The sequence below is a fragment of the Janthinobacterium sp. EB271-G4-7A genome, assembly GCF_020858075.1.
Lineage (GTDB): Bacteria > Pseudomonadota > Gammaproteobacteria > Burkholderiales > Burkholderiaceae_D > Janthinobacterium > Janthinobacterium lividum.
Map to the genome: position 1 here is coordinate 594,326 of NZ_JACYMI010000001.1, position 16,174 is coordinate 610,499.

15 protein-coding genes are annotated in these 16,174 nt (G+C 64.9%); 4 read left to right on the forward strand and 11 right to left on the reverse strand.

The window, feature by feature from the left end; genetic code table 11:
• Positions 1-5 precede the first annotated feature (5 nt).
• The 5 genes from IGS58_RS02745 to IGS58_RS02765 all read right to left on the reverse strand — a co-directional run bounded on the left by IGS58_RS02745 (position 6) and on the right by IGS58_RS02765 (position 4,430).
• Positions 6-806 (reverse strand): ABC transporter ATP-binding protein, encoded by an 801-nt coding sequence (locus IGS58_RS02745; protein WP_034780212.1) that lies wholly within the window; start codon positions 804-806, stop codon positions 6-8.
• Positions 803-1,888 (reverse strand): acyl-CoA dehydrogenase family protein, encoded by a 1,086-nt coding sequence (locus IGS58_RS02750; protein ID WP_070255914.1) that lies wholly within the window; start codon positions 1,886-1,888, stop codon positions 803-805. The genes IGS58_RS02745 and IGS58_RS02750 overlap by 4 nt, the downstream gene beginning before the upstream one ends.
• Before the next feature lies 1 nt (position 1,889).
• A complete protein-coding gene (locus IGS58_RS02755; RefSeq protein ID WP_230520611.1) occupies positions 1,890-2,444 on the reverse strand; it encodes a carboxymuconolactone decarboxylase family protein in 555 nt (184 codons plus the stop codon).
• A gap of 118 nt (positions 2,445-2,562) precedes the next feature.
• On the reverse strand, positions 2,563-3,483 hold the full coding sequence (locus IGS58_RS02760; protein ID WP_099394842.1) for an AraC family transcriptional regulator: 921 nt from the start codon (positions 3,481-3,483) through the stop codon (positions 2,563-2,565).
• 107 nt (positions 3,484-3,590) lie between these two features.
• Positions 3,591-4,430 (reverse strand): symmetrical bis(5'-nucleosyl)-tetraphosphatase, encoded by an 840-nt coding sequence (locus IGS58_RS02765; RefSeq protein ID WP_092607863.1) that lies wholly within the window; start codon positions 4,428-4,430, stop codon positions 3,591-3,593.
• A gap of 455 nt (positions 4,431-4,885) precedes the next feature.
• Between IGS58_RS02765 and IGS58_RS02770 the strand changes: the two genes are divergently transcribed.
• The 4 genes from IGS58_RS02770 to waaA all read left to right on the forward strand — a co-directional run bounded on the left by IGS58_RS02770 (position 4,886) and on the right by waaA (position 8,989).
• Positions 4,886-5,194 (forward strand): H-NS histone family protein, encoded by a 309-nt coding sequence (locus IGS58_RS02770; RefSeq protein WP_034780203.1) that lies wholly within the window; start codon positions 4,886-4,888, stop codon positions 5,192-5,194.
• A 92-nt stretch (positions 5,195-5,286) separates the two neighbouring features.
• Positions 5,287-6,669 carry a phosphomannomutase/phosphoglucomutase gene (locus tag IGS58_RS02775; RefSeq protein ID WP_034780201.1) on the forward strand — a complete coding sequence of 461 codons (1,383 nt, stop codon included), beginning with the start codon at positions 5,287-5,289 and terminating at the stop codon, positions 6,667-6,669.
• 4 nt (positions 6,670-6,673) lie between these two features.
• Positions 6,674-7,696 (forward strand): lipopolysaccharide heptosyltransferase I, encoded by a 1,023-nt coding sequence (gene waaC / locus IGS58_RS02780; protein ID WP_070255901.1) that lies wholly within the window; start codon positions 6,674-6,676, stop codon positions 7,694-7,696.
• A gap of 18 nt (positions 7,697-7,714) precedes the next feature.
• Entirely contained in the window at positions 7,715-8,989 is a 1,275-nt protein-coding gene (gene waaA, locus IGS58_RS02785) for a lipid IV(A) 3-deoxy-D-manno-octulosonic acid transferase (protein ID WP_230520612.1), read from the forward strand.
• 123 nt (positions 8,990-9,112) lie between these two features.
• Here the strand turns inward: waaA and IGS58_RS02790 are convergent, their stop codons facing one another.
• The 6 genes from IGS58_RS02790 to lnt all read right to left on the reverse strand — a co-directional run bounded on the left by IGS58_RS02790 (position 9,113) and on the right by lnt (position 16,149).
• A complete protein-coding gene (locus tag IGS58_RS02790) occupies positions 9,113-10,036 on the reverse strand; it encodes a M48 family metallopeptidase (RefSeq protein WP_099389016.1) in 924 nt (307 codons plus the stop codon).
• Between the two features lie 44 nt (positions 10,037-10,080).
• A complete protein-coding gene (locus IGS58_RS02795) occupies positions 10,081-10,821 on the reverse strand; it encodes a lysophospholipid acyltransferase family protein (protein ID WP_034780186.1) in 741 nt (246 codons plus the stop codon).
• Positions 10,822-10,837: 16 nt separating this feature from the next.
• Positions 10,838-11,425, reverse strand: a complete 588-nt coding sequence (gene gmhB / locus IGS58_RS02800) for a D-glycero-beta-D-manno-heptose 1,7-bisphosphate 7-phosphatase (RefSeq protein ID WP_052139990.1) — start codon at positions 11,423-11,425, stop codon at positions 10,838-10,840.
• Positions 11,425-13,527, reverse strand: coding sequence for a glycine--tRNA ligase subunit beta (gene glyS, locus IGS58_RS02805; protein WP_151096986.1), 2,103 nt, complete (start codon positions 13,525-13,527; stop codon positions 11,425-11,427). Before glyS ends, gmhB begins: the two co-directional genes overlap by 1 nt.
• Positions 13,528-13,566: 39 nt before the next feature.
• On the reverse strand, positions 13,567-14,484 hold the full coding sequence (gene glyQ / locus IGS58_RS02810; RefSeq protein ID WP_034780177.1) for a glycine--tRNA ligase subunit alpha: 918 nt from the start codon (positions 14,482-14,484) through the stop codon (positions 13,567-13,569).
• Positions 14,485-14,631: 147 nt separating this feature from the next.
• A complete protein-coding gene (gene lnt / locus IGS58_RS02815; protein ID WP_081345693.1) occupies positions 14,632-16,149 on the reverse strand; it encodes an apolipoprotein N-acyltransferase in 1,518 nt (505 codons plus the stop codon).
• Positions 16,150-16,174: the final 25 nt, after the last annotated feature.

Below are 16,174 nucleotides of genomic sequence, written 5' to 3' on the forward strand. Positions count from 1 at the left end.
GTCGATTAATGGGGAGCAAAGGCGGGCGTTTGATCCTGCTTTTGCAGCGCTTGCAGGGCGTCGAGGATGTCCATCTTGAGGGCGATCACGTCGGCGCTGTGGCCGATTCTGGGCTGGGCGATGGCGACGGGCCATTCGCGCACGATGTTGCCCGGCTTGCCGCCCATGAGCAAGATGCGGTCGGCCACGAGGATGGCTTCATCGATATCGTGCGTGACGAGCAGCACGGCCGTGTGCCAGCGGTGCACCACGTCGACCAGGAGCGACTGCATCTCGGCGCGCGTGATGGCGTCGAGCGCGGAAAACGGTTCATCGGCAAACAGCAGTTCCGGTTCGCGCGCCAGCGCACGGGCCAGCGCCACGCGCTGCGCCATGCCGCCCGACAGGGCGGACGGGTACAGTTTTTCGCGGCCCTTCAAGCCGACCGCTTCGATGGCTTGCGCCACGCGCGCCTGGTGCGCCTCGCGCGTAAGCTGCGGCTGGTGCTTGAAGTCCAGGCCAAAACCGGCATTGCCCGTGACATTCAGCCAGGGCAGGAGGCTGGCCTGCTGGAAGACGAGGGCGCTGCGCGGATCCGGTTCGCGCATGGGCGCATCGAGGAACTGGATCTCGCCCGTCGATGGCGGCTGCAAGCCAGCCAGCACGCGCAGCAGGCTCGATTTACCGCAGCCGCTGCCGCCCAGCAGGCAGACGATTTCACGCTTGCGCACGCCCAGCGAGACGTGCTGGAACACAGGCGCCGTGCCGGGATAGGCGTAGCTCAGGTCCTGTGCCTGCAGCGCCCAGTCTTGCGCCGCTGCCGTCATGCCGGGGCTCCCGCCGCCTTGGCCGCCTGCTGGCTGTCGAACAGCTGCAAGGCCGCCTGCAATTGCGTGAGGCTGGGGGTGACGATGGGGATGAACGACGATTCGCGCCAGCGGCGGGCAAAGCCCTGCTGCTCGGCGTTCAGGTAGGCGCGCCCGCCCATGGCTTGCAGTTCCAGCATCAGCGCCTGCTGCAGCACGTCGGCCAGCTGTATGCGCAGGCGGAACATGGCTGGCGCCTGCGTCTGGAAGCGGCCATCATGCACGCCGGCCAGCAGGGTAGCGACGGCGTTTTCCAGGGTGGCTTGCAGCGCTTCGATGCGGGGCGTGAGCTGGTTGCGCGAGCCGGCGGAAATCTGCGCCGCTTTTGCCAGGCTGGCGCGCGCCAGGCCGATCGACAGGCCGCACTGCATGCCGAGGAACGATGGGCGCACCTGCGGCAGCCAGGCTGGCGCATTGTCGCTGATGATGTCCGCGGCGGGAATGTGCACCTGCGCCAGCTTGACGGAAGCCGTATTGCTGCCGCGCAGGGCGATCAGGTCCAGGTCTTCGCTGCGCTTGACGCCTGCCGTACCGCTGTCGAAGGCGACGATGACGGGGGGCGCGCCATCGTTCGGCGCCACGGCGGCCGCCGCGACAAAGCCCGCCTTGCGCAAGTTCGTCACCCAGGCCAGGCCGCCGTCGACCAGCAGGCCGTCATCATGGCGCGCGCCCGTGATCTGCAGCTGCTCGATGCCGGACAAGAATTTCATGGCGTTCGACAAACCGCTGGCGCCCGCTTGCGTGCCTGCCAGCAGGCCTGGCAAGCGGCGCTCGGCCAACGCGCGGTTCTCGCTTTGCAGCAGGAATTCGATGAAGCAGCGCTGGCCCCAGAAAACAAAAGCTGCCGTCACCGATTGCTCGGCCACTTTGGCGATGGCGTCGATGGCGTCGCGTACGTCGCCGCCAGCGCCGCCATGTGCCTGCGGCACGCCGATGGCCAGCAACTGGTCGCCAGCGAGGGCCGGCAAAACGGTTTCAGCCAGTTCCGATGATTGGTCAAGCTGGTCGGCATGCATGTGCAGCCAGTGATTGAGGCGGCCCATGTCAGACGGCGCCAGGCAGGTAGGGCGTCAACTGCGGATTGACGGGCGTGCCGGCCAGGCTGTTGGAGAAATTGCACAGGGTGGCCAGGCTGATGCCCAGCACGACTTCCAGCGCCTGCTGTTCCTCGTAGCCGGCGGCCAGGAAGGCTTGATATTCGGCGTCGCTGACGGCGCCGCGCGTGGCGATGACGGCCGTGGCGAAGGCGGCGACGGCGTCCAGTTTGATGTCACCCGTCGGCTGGCCGTGCTGCAGGGCGCGCACCGTGTCCGGTGTCTGGCCCGCTTTTTTCAGCGAGATGGCACTATGGCCGGCGATGCAGAAATCGCAGCCATGGATGCGCGCTGCCGTGATTTGCACCACTTCGCGTTCCATCAGGCTCAGGCTGGCGCGTCCATTGATGCCGGAGACGGTCAGATAGGTTTCCAGGGCCAGCGGGGCATTGGCCAGCACGCCGATCAGGTTGGGCAGGAAGCCATTGTTGGCGATGGCCTTTTCCACGAAGGGACGGCTATCGGCCGGAGCGGTATCGAGAGTGTGCAGCGTCAGACGGGGCATGGGGTACCTTGCTAAGTTGGTAAGTCACCCGGCCATTATATCGGCCATGCCGTGCGCGCAACAGACGTCAGCGTCGCCCTTTTGTGCTCGTTCGTCTGCGATTGTGAGATCCTTGATTTCAGCTGGCCAGCTGGCGCAGGCGCTGGTCGCGCCGGTAGGCGCCCGGCTGCTCGCCCGTGACCCGCTTGAAGGCGCGCGTAAAGGCGGCGTGCGAGCGGTAGCCCACCAGTTCGGCCGCGCGTTCGACGGAGACGCCGTCGTGCAGCCGGCGCGCCGCGATCTTCATGCGCAGCAGGAGCAGGAACTGGGCCGGCGAGTGGCCGCTGGCGCTGGCGAAATGCTTGCAGAAGCTGGCGCGCGACATGCACGCTGCCTTGGCCATGTTCTCGATCGACCAGTCGGCGGCGGGGGCGTCGAGCATGCGTTCGAGCAGCGGCGAAAACGCGGGCTGGTGCAGCAGCGACAGCAGGCCGGCCGCCACCTGCTCGCCCTGCGCCACATGGCGGATCAGGTAAAAGAACAGCAGTTCGACCAGGCGCGCGATGAGCGGCGACGGTTGTTCCGGATCGCCGCCCGCCTCCGCCAGGATCAGGTCGAACAGCGCGGCGGCGGCGCTGAAGGCGGGCGCGTCGCCGCGTATCAGCAGATATGGCGGGAAGGAGTCGACGATCAGCGCTGAGAGGGCACCGCGAAATTGAAAGAAGCCGCAGGCCAGCGCCGTCGCCGGCAGTTTCGTGGGCGCCTGCAGCGGCAGCATGGCTTGCGCACTGACCGCCTGAAGCGGGTCGCTGTGGGGACTCAGAAAGTGCGGCAAGTCGCGCAGCAGGAAGACGCCGTCGCGCGGGCCGAGCGCAATCGGCGCCGCGCCATCGAGGTGCAGATAGCAGTGGCCATCGAGCACCAGGTGAAAGCTGCCCAGTTCCCGGCCTGCCGTGGAGGCGCGCCAGCGGCCGCAGTATTGGCCCACATGCAGGACGGCGGTGTCGAGTTCCAGGCTGCCGAGCAGCCAGCGCGCCAGTCTGTCGGTATCAGGGGGCATGGGATAGCACAGGCAAAAGCTGCATCATAAAAGTTGCATCATAAGGGCCACGCGCGGCAAGGCCAACGACCGATTTCGACTAAGCATATGCGCGCCATGCTTGTCACTTACCGCTTGCCACTGTGCTGCTGGAAGGCAGGGCAGTCGACTTGCAGCAGCGAGCGGTCTTCCAGACACACGGCCGACAGTTTGCCGCCCCACACGCAGCCGCTATCGAGGCCAATCAGGTGCGGTCGCAACTGCAGTCCCAGCGCCGACCAGTGGCCGAAGACGATGGTGTCGCCAGCGCTGCGCCGTCCGGGTACGTCGAACCACGGCAGCAGGCCGGAGCCGGGCGGCGGGCTGCCGCTTTCCTTCATCTTGAAGTCCATCACGCCATCCGGCGTGCAAAAGCGCAGCCGCGTCATGGCGTTGATGATGCAGCGCAGCCGGTCGGCGCCCTGCAGGTCGTCGCGCCAGGCGGCCGGCTCGTTGCCGTACATGGTACGCAGGAACGCCACCCAGCCGTCGCTGCGCAGCATGGCGGACACTTCCCCGCTCAGCGACAGGGCCTGGGCAGCGCTCCATTGCGGCAGCAAGCCCGCATGCACGAGCACATGGCCGTCGTGTTCCAGTGCCAGTGGCCGCTGGCGCAGCCAGGCGAGCAATTCCTCGCGGTCGGGCGCATCGAGGATCTCGGCCAGCGTATCGGACGCATGCTCGGGGCGGATGCCGTTGGCCACGGCCAGCAGGTGCAAGTCATGGTTGCCCAGGACGCTGTCGGCCAGGCCCTGCCGCGCCAGCGCATGCACGTGGCGCAGGGTGGCCAGCGATGCGGGGCCGCGATTGATCAAGTCGCCCGCGAACAGCAGGCGGTAGGGACCATCCGCTGCCGCCTGGATCCGTTCGATCAGCTCGACGGTTTGTGCGTGGCAGCCTTGCAGATCGCCGATAAAGTAAGTTTTCATATGTGCCGGGGTGAAGTGAACTACGCGCCTGCATTATAAGCATGCCAGCCCTTTGGCGTTGGGGACATCGAGGGGCTGCGAGCAATTGCGCGCATGGCCGGCGGGAAGAAAAAAGCGGATGCCGATTATGCCGCATGGGGATTTAATAGGGCTGCATTTCCCGTTGCCGTACATCGATAATAATCGGCCAGCGCGTTTATCGGCATGGATGGCTGCGCCATGCCAGCCTTGCAAGCGGCATGCGCAGCCATTCCGGAATGCCACGCATCCTTGTTTATTTATTTTTCACGCGTGCTTTCGGCATATTCTTCATTGAATCTTAATGTTGAGCAGATAAATACGCTGATGGCCGTGATTCAATAGTTGATGGATTATGCAACGGTGCGCAGCTGTTTATACAATGTAGTATATTTCACGTGATTTTATTATTTAAATTAATGTAAAGGATGTACCGGATGGATCTGTCAACCATGACGATGCTGGAATTGCGCAAGCTGGAAGATAATGTGAAGCAGGAATTGAACGGCCGCGAGCGCGAAGACTTGAACAAGGCGCGCGAACAGATCATGGCCATCGCGCAGCAGGCGGGCATTCCGCTGAAACAGCTGATACTCGATGGTTTGCACCCGCGCACGGGCAAGGTCGCGGTGCGTTACCGCCACCCTGACAATGCGACCGAGCAATGGACAGGCCGTGGTCGCCAGCCGCTGTGGGTCAAGCAGTGGGTGGAATCGGGCAAGTCGATCGATCTGCTGCGCGTATAATTCGGTATACTCTTGGCGCAGCAGCAAGCTGTCAGCCGCGCGCTGCACCTTGCCAGGCACCACACTATTCCCTTACTTATACCGCCCACACCATGCTTCCATTGTCCAGAACGATCTTCAAGGCCTACGATATCCGCGGCATCATCGCTAAAACCCTCGATGCCAGCGTGGCGCACAAGATCGGTCAGGCATTTGGCCAGGCAGCCCTGGCCAAGGGCGAGCAGCGGGTCGTGATCGGCCGCGATGGCCGCCTGTCGGGACCGGAATTGACGGCAGCGCTGGCGCAGGGCTTGCAAGCGGCAGGCATCGATGTGATCGACCTGGGCGTGGTGGCTACGCCGATGGTTTATTTCGGCACGAATGTGCTCGACACGCGCTCCGGCATCATGGTCACGGGCAGCCACAATCCGCCCGACTACAACGGCTTCAAGATGGTGCTGGCCGGTGAAGCCATTCACGGCGAAGCGATCCAGGCCCTGTACCACAGCATCGTCGCGCACGACGGCAGCGCCAGCAGCACGCCGGGCAGCTATGCCACGCACGATATCCGCGCCGCCTACCTGGAGCGCATCCTGGGCGACGTCAAGCTGGCGCGCCCGATCAAGATCGCCGTCGACTGCGGCAATGGCGTGGCCGGCGCATTCGCGGGCGACCTGTTCCGCGGCATGGGCTGCGAAGTCATCGAACTGTTCTGCGAAGTCGATGGCAATTTCCCGAACCACCACCCGGACCCGGCGCATCCGGAAAACCTGCAAGACCTGATCCGCTGCCTGGCCGAGACGGATGCCGAAATCGGCATCGCCTTCGACGGCGACGGCGACCGCCTGGGCGTGGTCACCAAGGATGGCCAGATCATCTACCCTGACCGCCAGATGATGCTGTTTGCCGCCGACGTGCTGACCCGCCACCCAGGCGCGCAGATTTTGTATGACGTGAAATGCACGCGCCACCTGGCGCCGTGGATCAGCAAGCATGGCGGCGTGCCGCTGATGTACAAGACGGGCCACTCGCTGGTGAAAGCCAAGCTGCGTGAAACGGGCGCGCCGCTGGGCGGCGAAATGAGCGGCCACATCTTCTTCAAGGACCGCTGGTACGGTTTCGACGACGGCCTGTATTCGGCTGCGCGCCTGCTGGAAATCCTCACGCGCGAAGCGGATCCGTCAAGCCTGCTCAATTCCCTGCCGCAGTCCGACAGCACGCCGGAACTGCACCTGGAACTGAAGGAGGGCGAGAATGTCGCGCTGATGGACATGCTGCGCCGCGACGCCGTCTTCCCCGGCAATGAACAGATCATCACCATCGACGGCTTGCGCGTGGAATACGCGGACGGCTTCGGCCTGGCCCGCTCGTCGAACACCACGCCGGTGATCGTCATGCGCTTCGAAGCGGAAACGCCGGAAGCCCTGGCGCGCATCCAGGGGCAGTTCAAAAGCGTGATCCTGGCGGCCAAGCCAGACGCTGTCCTGCCGTTCTGACAGCATGGCCGGTCAACCTGGCGCACAGGCGCCCTTGAAAATCCTGCTGGTGCGGGTATCTTCGCTGGGCGACGTGCTGCATAACTTGCCGATGGTGGCGGACATCGCCCGCCATTTCCCGAACGCGACCATCGACTGGGTGGTCGAGGAGGGCTATACCAGCCTGGTGCGCCTGAACCCGCGCGTGGCTACCATCTTCCCGTTTGCGCTGCGGCGCTGGCGCAAGAGCCTGGGCAAGAAAGAGACGCGCGCGGAAATCGCCGCCTTCTTCCGCAGCCTGCGGCAGACGCGCTACGATTATGTGTTCGATACCCAGGGCCTGCTCAAGACGGGCATCATCATGGGCGCCGCGCGCCTGGCGCCGGGCGGACAGAAAGTCGGCTTGGCCAATGGCAGCGAAGGTTCCGGCTATGAAGGCATCTCGCGCCTGTTTCACACGAAAAGCATTCCCCTCGACCCGCGCACGCATGCGGTAGCGCGGGGCCGCCTGGTGGCTGCCGCGGCACTCGGCTACACGGTCGACACGCCGGCTGATTTCGGCTTGCCGGAAGTATCAGGCAGCGAGCCGCGCCCGGACTGGATGGGCGAGGCGCCTTACTGCGTGTATTTCCACGGCACGGCGCGCGACGCCAAGAAATGGGCGCCGGAAAACTGGATCGCCCTGGGCCAGGCGCTCGCGCCCATGCCGATTCTGCTGCCCTGGGGTTCGCCCAAGGAAAAGGCGGAAGCCGAACAAGTGGCGGCCGGCCTGCCGAATGCGCGCGTGCTGCCTAAGCTGTCGATGGGCGACGCCACCCTGCTGGCGCGCCACGCGGCGCTGGTGATCGGCGTCGACACGGGCCTGACGCATATCGCCGCCGCCTTTGTGCGTCCGACGGTGGAAATCTATGCCGATTCCCCGTTGTGGAAAACGGAAGGCAACTGGTCGCCGAAAATCATCAACCTGGGCGACAAAGGCGCGCCGCCCGGCGTGCCGGAAGTGCTGGCCGCGGCGCAGCGCCTGCTGGCCGACTATCCTCCCGCCTGACTTCAACATCAAACAATCATGCGACTTCTTTATACCCTTGCCTGGTGGCTGGCCTTGCCACTGGTGCTGGCGCGGCTGTGGCTGCGCGGACGCCAGGAACCCGGCTACCGCCAGCACTGGGGCGAGCGCCTGGGCTTTTACGGGCGCCAGCCAGCCCCTGCCATGGACACCATCTGGCTGCACGCCGTTTCCGTCGGCGAGACGCGCGCGGCCGAGCCGCTGATCGATGCGCTGCTGGCCGCATGGCCCGCTTGCCGCATCGTCCTCACGCACATGACGCCGACGGGGCGCGCCACGGGCAAGTCCCTGTTCGCCAAACACGGCACGCGTCTCGTGCAAAGCTATCTGCCGTACGACACGGGCGCCATGCCGGCCCGCTTCATCCGCCATTTCGCGCCGCGCATCTGCATCCTGATGGAGACGGAAGTGTGGCCGAATCTGATCCACCAATGCAATCGCTACAAAGTGCCGGTGGTGCTGGCCAATGCGCGATTGTCGCAGCGCTCGCTGGGCAAGGCGCAGCGCCTGGGTAAGCTCATCACCGATGCGGCGCGCGGCATCACCCTGGTGGCGGCGCAGACGCAGGACGACGCCGATCGCGTGCGCCAACTGGGCGTGCGTGACGTGGTCGTCACGGGCAGCATCAAGTTCGACGTCGTCGTGCCCGAGGCGGCGCTGGCGACGGGGGCGGCGCTGCGCGCAGCCATCGGCGCACGTCCCGTGCTGCTGTGCGCCAGCACGCGCGAAGGGGAAGAGCCGCTGATCCTCGATGCCTATGCCCGCGCCAGCTTGCCCGCGAATGCGCTGCTGCTGATCGTGCCGCGCCATCCGCAGCGCTTCGACGAAGTGGAAAAACTGATCGCGGCGCAGGGCCTGGCCGTGCAGCGCAGGTCCGGCCTGGCGCAGGGCGATGCCGTTGCGGCAGCCACGCAGGTGCTGCTGGGCGATTCGATGGGCGAGATGTTTGCGTACTATGCAGCCTGCGATTGCGCTTTCGTCGGCGGCAGCCTGCTGCCGCTGGGCGGGCAAAACCTGATCGAGCCGGCAGCCCTGGGCAAGCCCGTGCTGATCGGTCCCCACACCTTCAATTTTGCGCTGGTGACCGAGCAGGCGATTGCCGCCGGCGGCGCCGCGCTGGTGGCAGACGCCGATGCGCTGATGGCGCAGGCGTCGGCCCTGCTGCAGGATCCCGCGCGCCTGGCGGTTATGGGAGAAAAAGCGCTGGCGTTTGCCAACCAGCACCGGGGCGCCACGCCGCGCACGATAGCGGCCATCCAGCCCCTGTTGCCGTGATGGATGCACGGCCAACAATGTTGTCGGATTACGGCCTGCGGCCTAATCCGACCTACTGCCGTGATCGAGGTAGGTCGGATTAGCGCTTGCGCGTAATCCGACAGGCGACGCCAACAATGTTGTTTACGCGAACAGGACTGGCAGCTCTTGCGAGCGTTTTCTGAGCGCCTGCTTGGCGCCGTCGTAATCGGGATAGATCGATTCCACGGTGGCCCAGAAGCGGGGGCTGTGGTTCATTTCCAGCAGGTGCGACAGTTCGTGCGCCACCACGTAGTCGATCAGCGGCAGGGCGAAGTGGATCAAACGCCAGTTCAGGCGGATCTTGCGCTCGATAGTGCAGCTGCCCCAGCGCGTGCCGGCCGACGATAGCGACAATGAGTCGTAGCGCACGCCCAGCTTGTCCGCATACAGGTCCAGCCGCGCCTCGAACAGCTGGCGCGCTTCATGCTGGAACCAGCCCTTCACTTTTTCCTTCAATTGCTGCTCGCTGCCCGTGGGCGTGACCCATACGTGCAGCTCATTCGTCTCGCGCTGGAAGCTGGCGCGGTGGCGCGGCGCCTGGTGCAGTCGCAGGGTGATGTCACCGCCGAGGTAGGGCAGCACGGCGCCATCGACCCAGGCCACGGGCGGACGCTGCTGGCGCTGCACCTTGCGCTCGCCCCGCTCCAGCAGCTTCGAGACGATCCAGCCTTGCTTGGCGCGGATGGCGTTGTCGATTTCGGCCAGGGTGACGCGCTTGGGCGCCGTGACGCGCAAGCCGTTATCGTCGATCATGAAGCCGATGGAACGGCGCGTGGAGCGGCGCAGGGCGAATTCGACGAGGTGGCTGCCCAGTTGCAGCTGGCGCAGCGGCGGGCCATCGGCGGTGCGTGGCGGGGAAGGCAGGGGAGGCGGGGCAGGACGAATGATGGGGGGCGCGGGCGCCACTACCGGTGGCGCCACGGGCGGCGCTGGCGGTGCCGTGGGGCGCACCGCCGGGGGCGTGCTGGTCGAGACGTCATGCGCGAACAAATCCAGTTGCTGGTCGCCGACCTTGATGGTCTTCATCTGCTGGCGCAGTGTCGGCTCCTGGATGACCGCGCTGATGCCGTCTAGCCAGCGTTGTAGGCGTGAGGCGAAATGACGCGCATTTCTGATTCTATCCAATTTTCCACCTGTTGCATCATGCTGTCCGGGGTTTGCCCTTCCGGCGAAATCGGTTTGCCTATCGAGACGGTGATCAGTCCCGGGCGTTTGAGGAATGACTGCTTGGGCCAGCACTCGCCTGAGTTGTGTGCAATCGGCACCACCACGGCGCCCGTGGCGATGGCCAGACGCGTGCCGCCGCTCTTGTACTTGCCCGTCTGGCCCACGGGAATGCGCGTGCCTTCAGGGAACATGATAATCCATTGGCCATCGGCCAGACGGCGCTTGCCATGCGCGACCACGCTCTTGAACGCATGCTTGCCCTGCTTGCGGTCGATGGGGATCATGCGCAGCAGCGCCATGGCCCAGCCGAAGAACGGGATGTACAAAATCTCCTTCTTGAACACATACACGAGCGGGCGTGGCAGGCTGGGAAGCAAAAAGATGGTTTCCCATGCCGACTGGTGCTTCGACAGCACGATGGCCGGCGCGTCGGGGAAGTTCTCGGCGCCCTTGACTTCATAGCGGATGCCGCAAATGACCTTGGCACACCACAGGATAAACACGTTCCAGCGCGAGGTGACCCAATAGCGCTTGTTGTAGCTCAATGGCGCGGCAAAAAAGCACACGCAGGCCCAGACGATGGTGGCCACGATCATGATGATCATGAACAGCAGGGATCGCAGGAACAGGGAAATATTACGCAATGCGGTTCTCCGAAGATTAGATACTCAATGCCACGCTGGGCGCCGCTGCGGCGGGCGCCTTGAGCAGATGGCTGACGACGGCGGCCAGGTCGGGGAAGACCTGGGTGCCAGGCGGCAGGCCACCCGTTTCGTTGGTCTTTTCGCCCTTGCCCGTCAATACCAGGTAGGGCACGCAGCCGCTGATGAAGCCTGCCTGCAGGTCGCGCAGCGAATCGCCGACGGTGGGCACGCCTTTCAGGCTGGTGTTGTAGCGCTGCGAGATTTCATGGAACATGCCGGGCTTGGGCTTGCGGCAGTCGCAATTGTCCGCGCCCGCGTGCGGGCAAAAGAAGATGGCGTCGATATCGGCGCCTACCTGCTGCGCCAGGGTGTGCATCTTCTGGTGGATCGCGTTCAGCACCGTCATGTCGAAATATTCGCGCGCGATGCCTGACTGGTTCGAGGCGATGACGACGCGATAGCCAGCCTGGTTCAGGCGGGCGATCGCTTCGAGCGAACCGGGGATCGGCAGCCATTCGGCCGGCGACTTGATGAAGTCCGGCGAGTCATGATTAATGACGCCGTCGCGGTCGAGAATAATCAGTTTCAGAGCCGGAGTACCCATTATGCCGCCAGCTTGGAAATGTCGGCCACGCGGTTCATCATGCCGTGCAAGGACGACAGCAAGGCCAGGCGGTTGTTGCGCAGGGCGACATCCTCGGCCATCACCATCACGTCATTGAAGAAGCCATCGACATCGTCGCGCAGCTGCGCCAGGGTTTGCAGGGTGCTGGTGAAATCGCCCTTGGCAAAGGCCGCGTCGACTTCCGGCTGCACGCGCGAAACGGCGGCGGCCAGTTTTTTCTCCGCTTCGTCCTGCAGCAGCGCCACATTCACGCCACCGGCGGCGACCTGGCTGACGGCTTCCTCGTTCTTTTTCAGGATGTTCGTGATGCGCTTGTTGGCGGCGGCCAGCGAGGCGCTTTCCGGCAGGGCGGCAAACGCCTGCACGGCTTCCAGGCGCTGCACGATGTCGTCCAGGCGGTCCGGGTTTTGCGCCACGACGGCTTCGATTTCATTTGGCGAGAAGCCGCGTTCGCGCAGGATGCCGCGCAGGCGGTCCAGCATGAAGGTGGTGACATCCGCGACCGGATCCTTGAAGCCGGGCACCGTTGCGAACTGCGCGGCGGCATCGGCCAGCAAGCCCTGGATCGACAGTGGCAAGCGTTTTTCCAGCAGCATGCGCAGCACGCCCAGGGCGTGGCGGCGCAGCGCGAACGGATCCTTGTCGCCCGTCGGCGCCAGGCCGATGGCCCAGATGCCGACCAGGGTTTCGAGCTTGTCGGCCAGGGCCACGGCGGTGCCGGTGCCGGTGGTCGGCAGGCTGTCGCCGGCAAAGCGCGGCTGGTAGTGTTCGGAGGCGGCCAGCGCCACCTCTTCCGGTTCGCCGTCATGGCGCGCGTAATACGTGCCCATGATGCCTTGCAGTTCGGGGAATTCGCCCACCATGTCGGTCAGCAGATCGGCCTTGGCCAGCAGGGCGCCGCGTTCGGCCAGTGCCACGTCATATTGCAGCTTGGCGGCGATGGCGCCGGCCAGCGACTTGACGCGCTCCGTGCGGGCCGCTTGCGTGCCCAGCTTGTTGTGGTAGACAACGTTGGCCAGCAGCGGCAGACGCGATGCCAGGGTCTTCTTCTTGTCTTGCTCGAAGAAGAACTTGGCGTCGGACAGGCGCGGGCGCACGACGCGCTCGTTGCCGCCGATGATGTGCTCGGGCGTGTCCGTCTCGATGTTCGAGACGATCAAAAAGCGCGAGCGCAGCTTGCCTTCGCTGTCCGTCAGGGCGAAGTATTTCTGGTTCGTCTGCATGGTGAGGATCAGGCATTCCTGCGGCACTGCCAGGAACTCCTCCTCGAAGTGGCATTCATACACGACCGGCCATTCGACCAGGGCGGTAACTTCATCGAGCAGCGCTTCGGGCATCAGCACCTGGTCGGCGCCGGCCTTGTCCAGCAACTGGGCGCGGATGCGCTCCTTGCGTTCCTCGTTGCTGGCGATGACGCTGGCGTTGAGGATCAGTGAAGGCGCATAGTTTTCCGCGTGCGCGATGGTGATCGGTTCGCCATCGGTGAGGAAGCGGTGGCCCAGGGTGGTGCGGCCGGCCGTCAAGCCCAGCAGGGTCAACGGCAGGATATTGATGCCGTGCAGGGCGATCAGGCTGTGGGCCGGGCGCACGAATTGCACGGTGGTGCCGTCCGGGCGCTGATAGCTCATCAGCTTTGGAATCGGCAGCTTGGCGCAAGATTCCGTCAATGCCGCCTGCGCGCCGGTGGCGAGCTGGCTGCCTGGCGCCGTGTAGGTGTAGAAGAAGCTTTCGGCCTTGCCGTCGACGGCGCGTTCCAGCTCGGCCACCGTCAGCTCGGGGAAGCCCAGTGCGGCCAGTTTCTTGGCCAGCGGCGGCGTGCCGTTGCCGTTCGCGTCCAGCGCCACGGAGACGGGCAAGACTTTTTCGCGGATCGATTTGTCGGGCGAGACTTCGCGCACGTTGGTGATGGAGACGGCCAGGCGGCGCGGCGAGGCGTAGCTGGTGGCGACGCTGTCGGCTTCCAGGAAGTCGCGCGCTTTCAGGCCGTTGACGATGCCGGCCGTGAAGGCGGCGCCCAGTTTGGCCAGCGCTTTCGGCGGCAGTTCTTCGGTCAGCAGTTCGATGAGCAGTGTTTGGTTCATGGTGTTCTTGTCTGGTACGGCGGTGTATGAGCTAGGCGATCAAGCGGCGGCGGGTTGGTCTGCGGCGGGCAGCATCGGGAAACCGAGGCGCTCGCGCGAGTCGTAATACGCCTGCGCCACCAGGCGCGACAGGGTGCGCACGCGGCCGATGTAGGCGGCGCGTTCCGTCACCGAGATGGCGCCGCGCGCGTCGAGCATATTGAAGCTGTGCGAAGCCTTCATGATCTTTTCGTAGGCGGGCAGGGTCAGTTGCAGCTCGATCAAACGCTTCGCTTCCGCTTCGTAGTTGCCGAACTGTTCGAACAGCAGGTCCGTGTTCGCGTGCTCGAAGTTGTAGGTCGATTGCTCCACCTCGTTCTGGTGGAAGACGTCGCCGTAGGTCAGCTTCTTCGTGACTCCGTTTTCTTCCCACTCGGTCCACACCAGGTCATACACGTTTTCCACGCCTTGCAGATACATGGCCAGGCGTTCGATGCCGTAGGTGATCTCGCCCAGCACGGGCTTGCAATCGAGGCCGCCCACTTGCTGGAAGTAGGTAAACTGGGTCACTTCCATGCCGTTCAGCCAGACTTCCCAGCCCAGGCCCCAGGCGCCCAGGGTCGGGCTTTCCCAGTCGTCTTCGACGAAGCGCACGTCATTCTGCTTCAAGTCCAGGCCCAGCGCGGCCAGCGAACCCAGATACAGGTCGAGGATGTTTTCCGGCGCGGGTTTGAGCACCACCTGGTACTGGTAGTAGTGCTGCATGCGGTTCGGATTTTCGCCATAGCGGCCATCTTTCGGGCGGCGCGACGGCTGCACATACGCGGCGCGCCAGGGTTCCGGGCCGATCGCGCGCAGGAAGGTGCCGGTGTGGAAGGTGCCGGCGCCGACTTCCATGTCGTAAGGCTGGAGCAGGGCGCAACCTTGCTTGTCCCAATAGGTTTGCAAGGTCAGGATAATTTGTTGAAATGTGAGCATCGTATGAGTTCGCCGCGCGGGAGACTGCGCGCTGTTAAGGTTTGCTTGAAGCCCGGACGCTGCCAGTCAAGCGCGTCCGGGCCGGGGTTTTGCTAATTTTAGCGGTTTTTACGGGCCCACTGTGACTCTTCGGGCAATATCGGCCGCTTATTGCTGCCCGGCGCGGCCACGGCGGGCGGCGCGCGACAGCAGGAAGGCCGCCAGCAGGGCCAGCGCGGCCAGGGCCAGCACCAGTTTGTTGCCGTACAGAATGTATGGCGTCATGCCGCCCATGCCTTGCACCTTGGCCGCCAGCGTGGCTTGCTGTTCCGGCGGCAGCAGGCTTTGCACCACGCCCTTGCCGTCGATGACGGCGGTGGCGCCCGTGTTTGTCGAGCGCAGCATCGGGCGGCCCGTTTCCAGGCTGCGCATCTGCGAAATCTGCAAATGCTGCGGGATGGCGATCGAGTCGCCGAACCAGGCCAGGTTCGAGATATTCAGCAGCACGGACGCCGACTGCTTGCCATGGCGGTGGGCGCTGGCCAGCTGGCCGGCGATTTCCTCGCCAAACAAGTCTTCGTAGCAGATATTCGGCAACACCAGCTGGTCGCGCACCTGCAGCGGCGCCTGCACTTCCGCGCCGCGGCCCATGTCGCCCAGCGGGATGGCCATCATGGCGACAAACCAGTGCAGGCCGGGCGGCACGAATTCGCCGAACGGCACCAGATGGTGCTTGCGGTACTGGTAATACGGTCCCGGCGCGCCGTTGGGCGTGATCCCCAGGGCCGCATTGTAGAAGCGCTGCTGCTCGTCGAGCACGGGCATGCCGACCAGGATCGTGCTGCCCGTCTGCTGCGAATAAGCCGCCAGGCTGTCCAGATAGCCGGGCGGCAGCTGGTGCGGCAGCACGGTGACGGCCGTTTCCGGCGTGGCGATCAGGTCGGCCGGCGCGCTGGTGATGGCGCTCTGGTACATTTGCAGGGCGCCCAGCACGAAGCCGGGGTCGAATTTCTGCTGCTGCGGCACGTTGCCTTGCAACAGGCGCACCGTGATCGGGCGTCCGACCGGGTGCGTCCACGCCACGTACTGCAAGCCGATGCCTGCCGCGTACAGCGCGATGACGCCGCCCAGCGCAAACCAGCGCGTGCGGTGCGTCAGCAAAAGCAGGGCACCGGCCGACAGCGCCGCCAGCCAGCCCAGGCCATACGCACCGACGATGGGGGCAAAGCCGGCCAGCGGGCTGGCATTGTGGGCGTAACCGGTGGCCAGCCACGGGAAACCCGTAAACAGCCAGCCGCGCGTCCATTCGAACAGCGTCCAGGTGGCGGGCAGCACCAGCAAGGTCATGGCGGGCAGGGACAGCACCCAGCGCTGGCGCAGCCAGGCGGCCGCGCCCATGGCCAGGGCCACGTAAATGGCCATCAGGAGGGCCAGCAGGGCCACGGCGATGACCGCGATCGGTGCGGCCATGTCGCCATAGCGGTGCATGGAGATATACAGCCAGTGCGTGCCGGCCGCGCACCAGCCAAAACCGTAGGCCCAGCCGATCAGCGCGCCGGCCTTGACGTTCGCCGCGCGCAGCACCTGATAGAACAGCACGCCCAGGCTGAGGATTTGCAGGGGCCAGTAGCCGAAAGGGGCGAACGCCAGCACCGCGACGGCGCCGGCAACGGCGGCAGTCAGCATGCGCGCCCCTATGCTGCGGGGCGGT

Excerpts from the sequence above, each read along its gene's own strand:
- IGS58_RS02745 (WP_034780212.1), bottom strand. The coding sequence starts at position 806 with ATGACGGCAGCGGCGCAAGACTGGGCGCTGCAGGCACAGGACCTGAGC.
- IGS58_RS02750 (WP_070255914.1), bottom strand. The coding sequence starts at position 1,888 with ATGGGCCGCCTCAATCACTGGCTGCACATGCATGCCGACCAGCTTGAC.
- IGS58_RS02755 (WP_230520611.1), bottom strand. The coding sequence starts at position 2,444 with ATGCCCCGTCTGACGCTGCACACTCTCGATACCGCTCCGGCCGATAGC.
- IGS58_RS02760 (WP_099394842.1), bottom strand. The coding sequence starts at position 3,483 with ATGCCCCCTGATACCGACAGACTGGCGCGCTGGCTGCTCGGCAGCCTG.
- IGS58_RS02765 (WP_092607863.1), bottom strand. The coding sequence starts at position 4,430 with ATGAAAACTTACTTTATCGGCGATCTGCAAGGCTGCCACGCACAAACC.
- IGS58_RS02770 (WP_034780203.1), top strand. The coding sequence starts at position 4,886 with ATGGATCTGTCAACCATGACGATGCTGGAATTGCGCAAGCTGGAAGAT.
- IGS58_RS02775 (WP_034780201.1), top strand. The coding sequence starts at position 5,287 with ATGCTTCCATTGTCCAGAACGATCTTCAAGGCCTACGATATCCGCGGC.
- waaC (WP_070255901.1), top strand. The coding sequence starts at position 6,674 with ATGGCCGGTCAACCTGGCGCACAGGCGCCCTTGAAAATCCTGCTGGTG.
- waaA (WP_230520612.1), top strand. The coding sequence starts at position 7,715 with ATGCGACTTCTTTATACCCTTGCCTGGTGGCTGGCCTTGCCACTGGTG.
- IGS58_RS02790 (WP_099389016.1), bottom strand. The coding sequence starts at position 10,036 with ATGAAGACCATCAAGGTCGGCGACCAGCAACTGGATTTGTTCGCGCAT.
- gmhB (WP_052139990.1), bottom strand. The coding sequence starts at position 11,425 with ATGGGTACTCCGGCTCTGAAACTGATTATTCTCGACCGCGACGGCGTC.
- glyS (WP_151096986.1), bottom strand. The coding sequence starts at position 13,527 with ATGAACCAAACACTGCTCATCGAACTGCTGACCGAAGAACTGCCGCCG.
- glyQ (WP_034780177.1), bottom strand. The coding sequence starts at position 14,484 with ATGCTCACATTTCAACAAATTATCCTGACCTTGCAAACCTATTGGGAC.
- lnt (WP_081345693.1), bottom strand. The coding sequence starts at position 16,149 with ATGCTGACTGCCGCCGTTGCCGGCGCCGTCGCGGTGCTGGCGTTCGCC.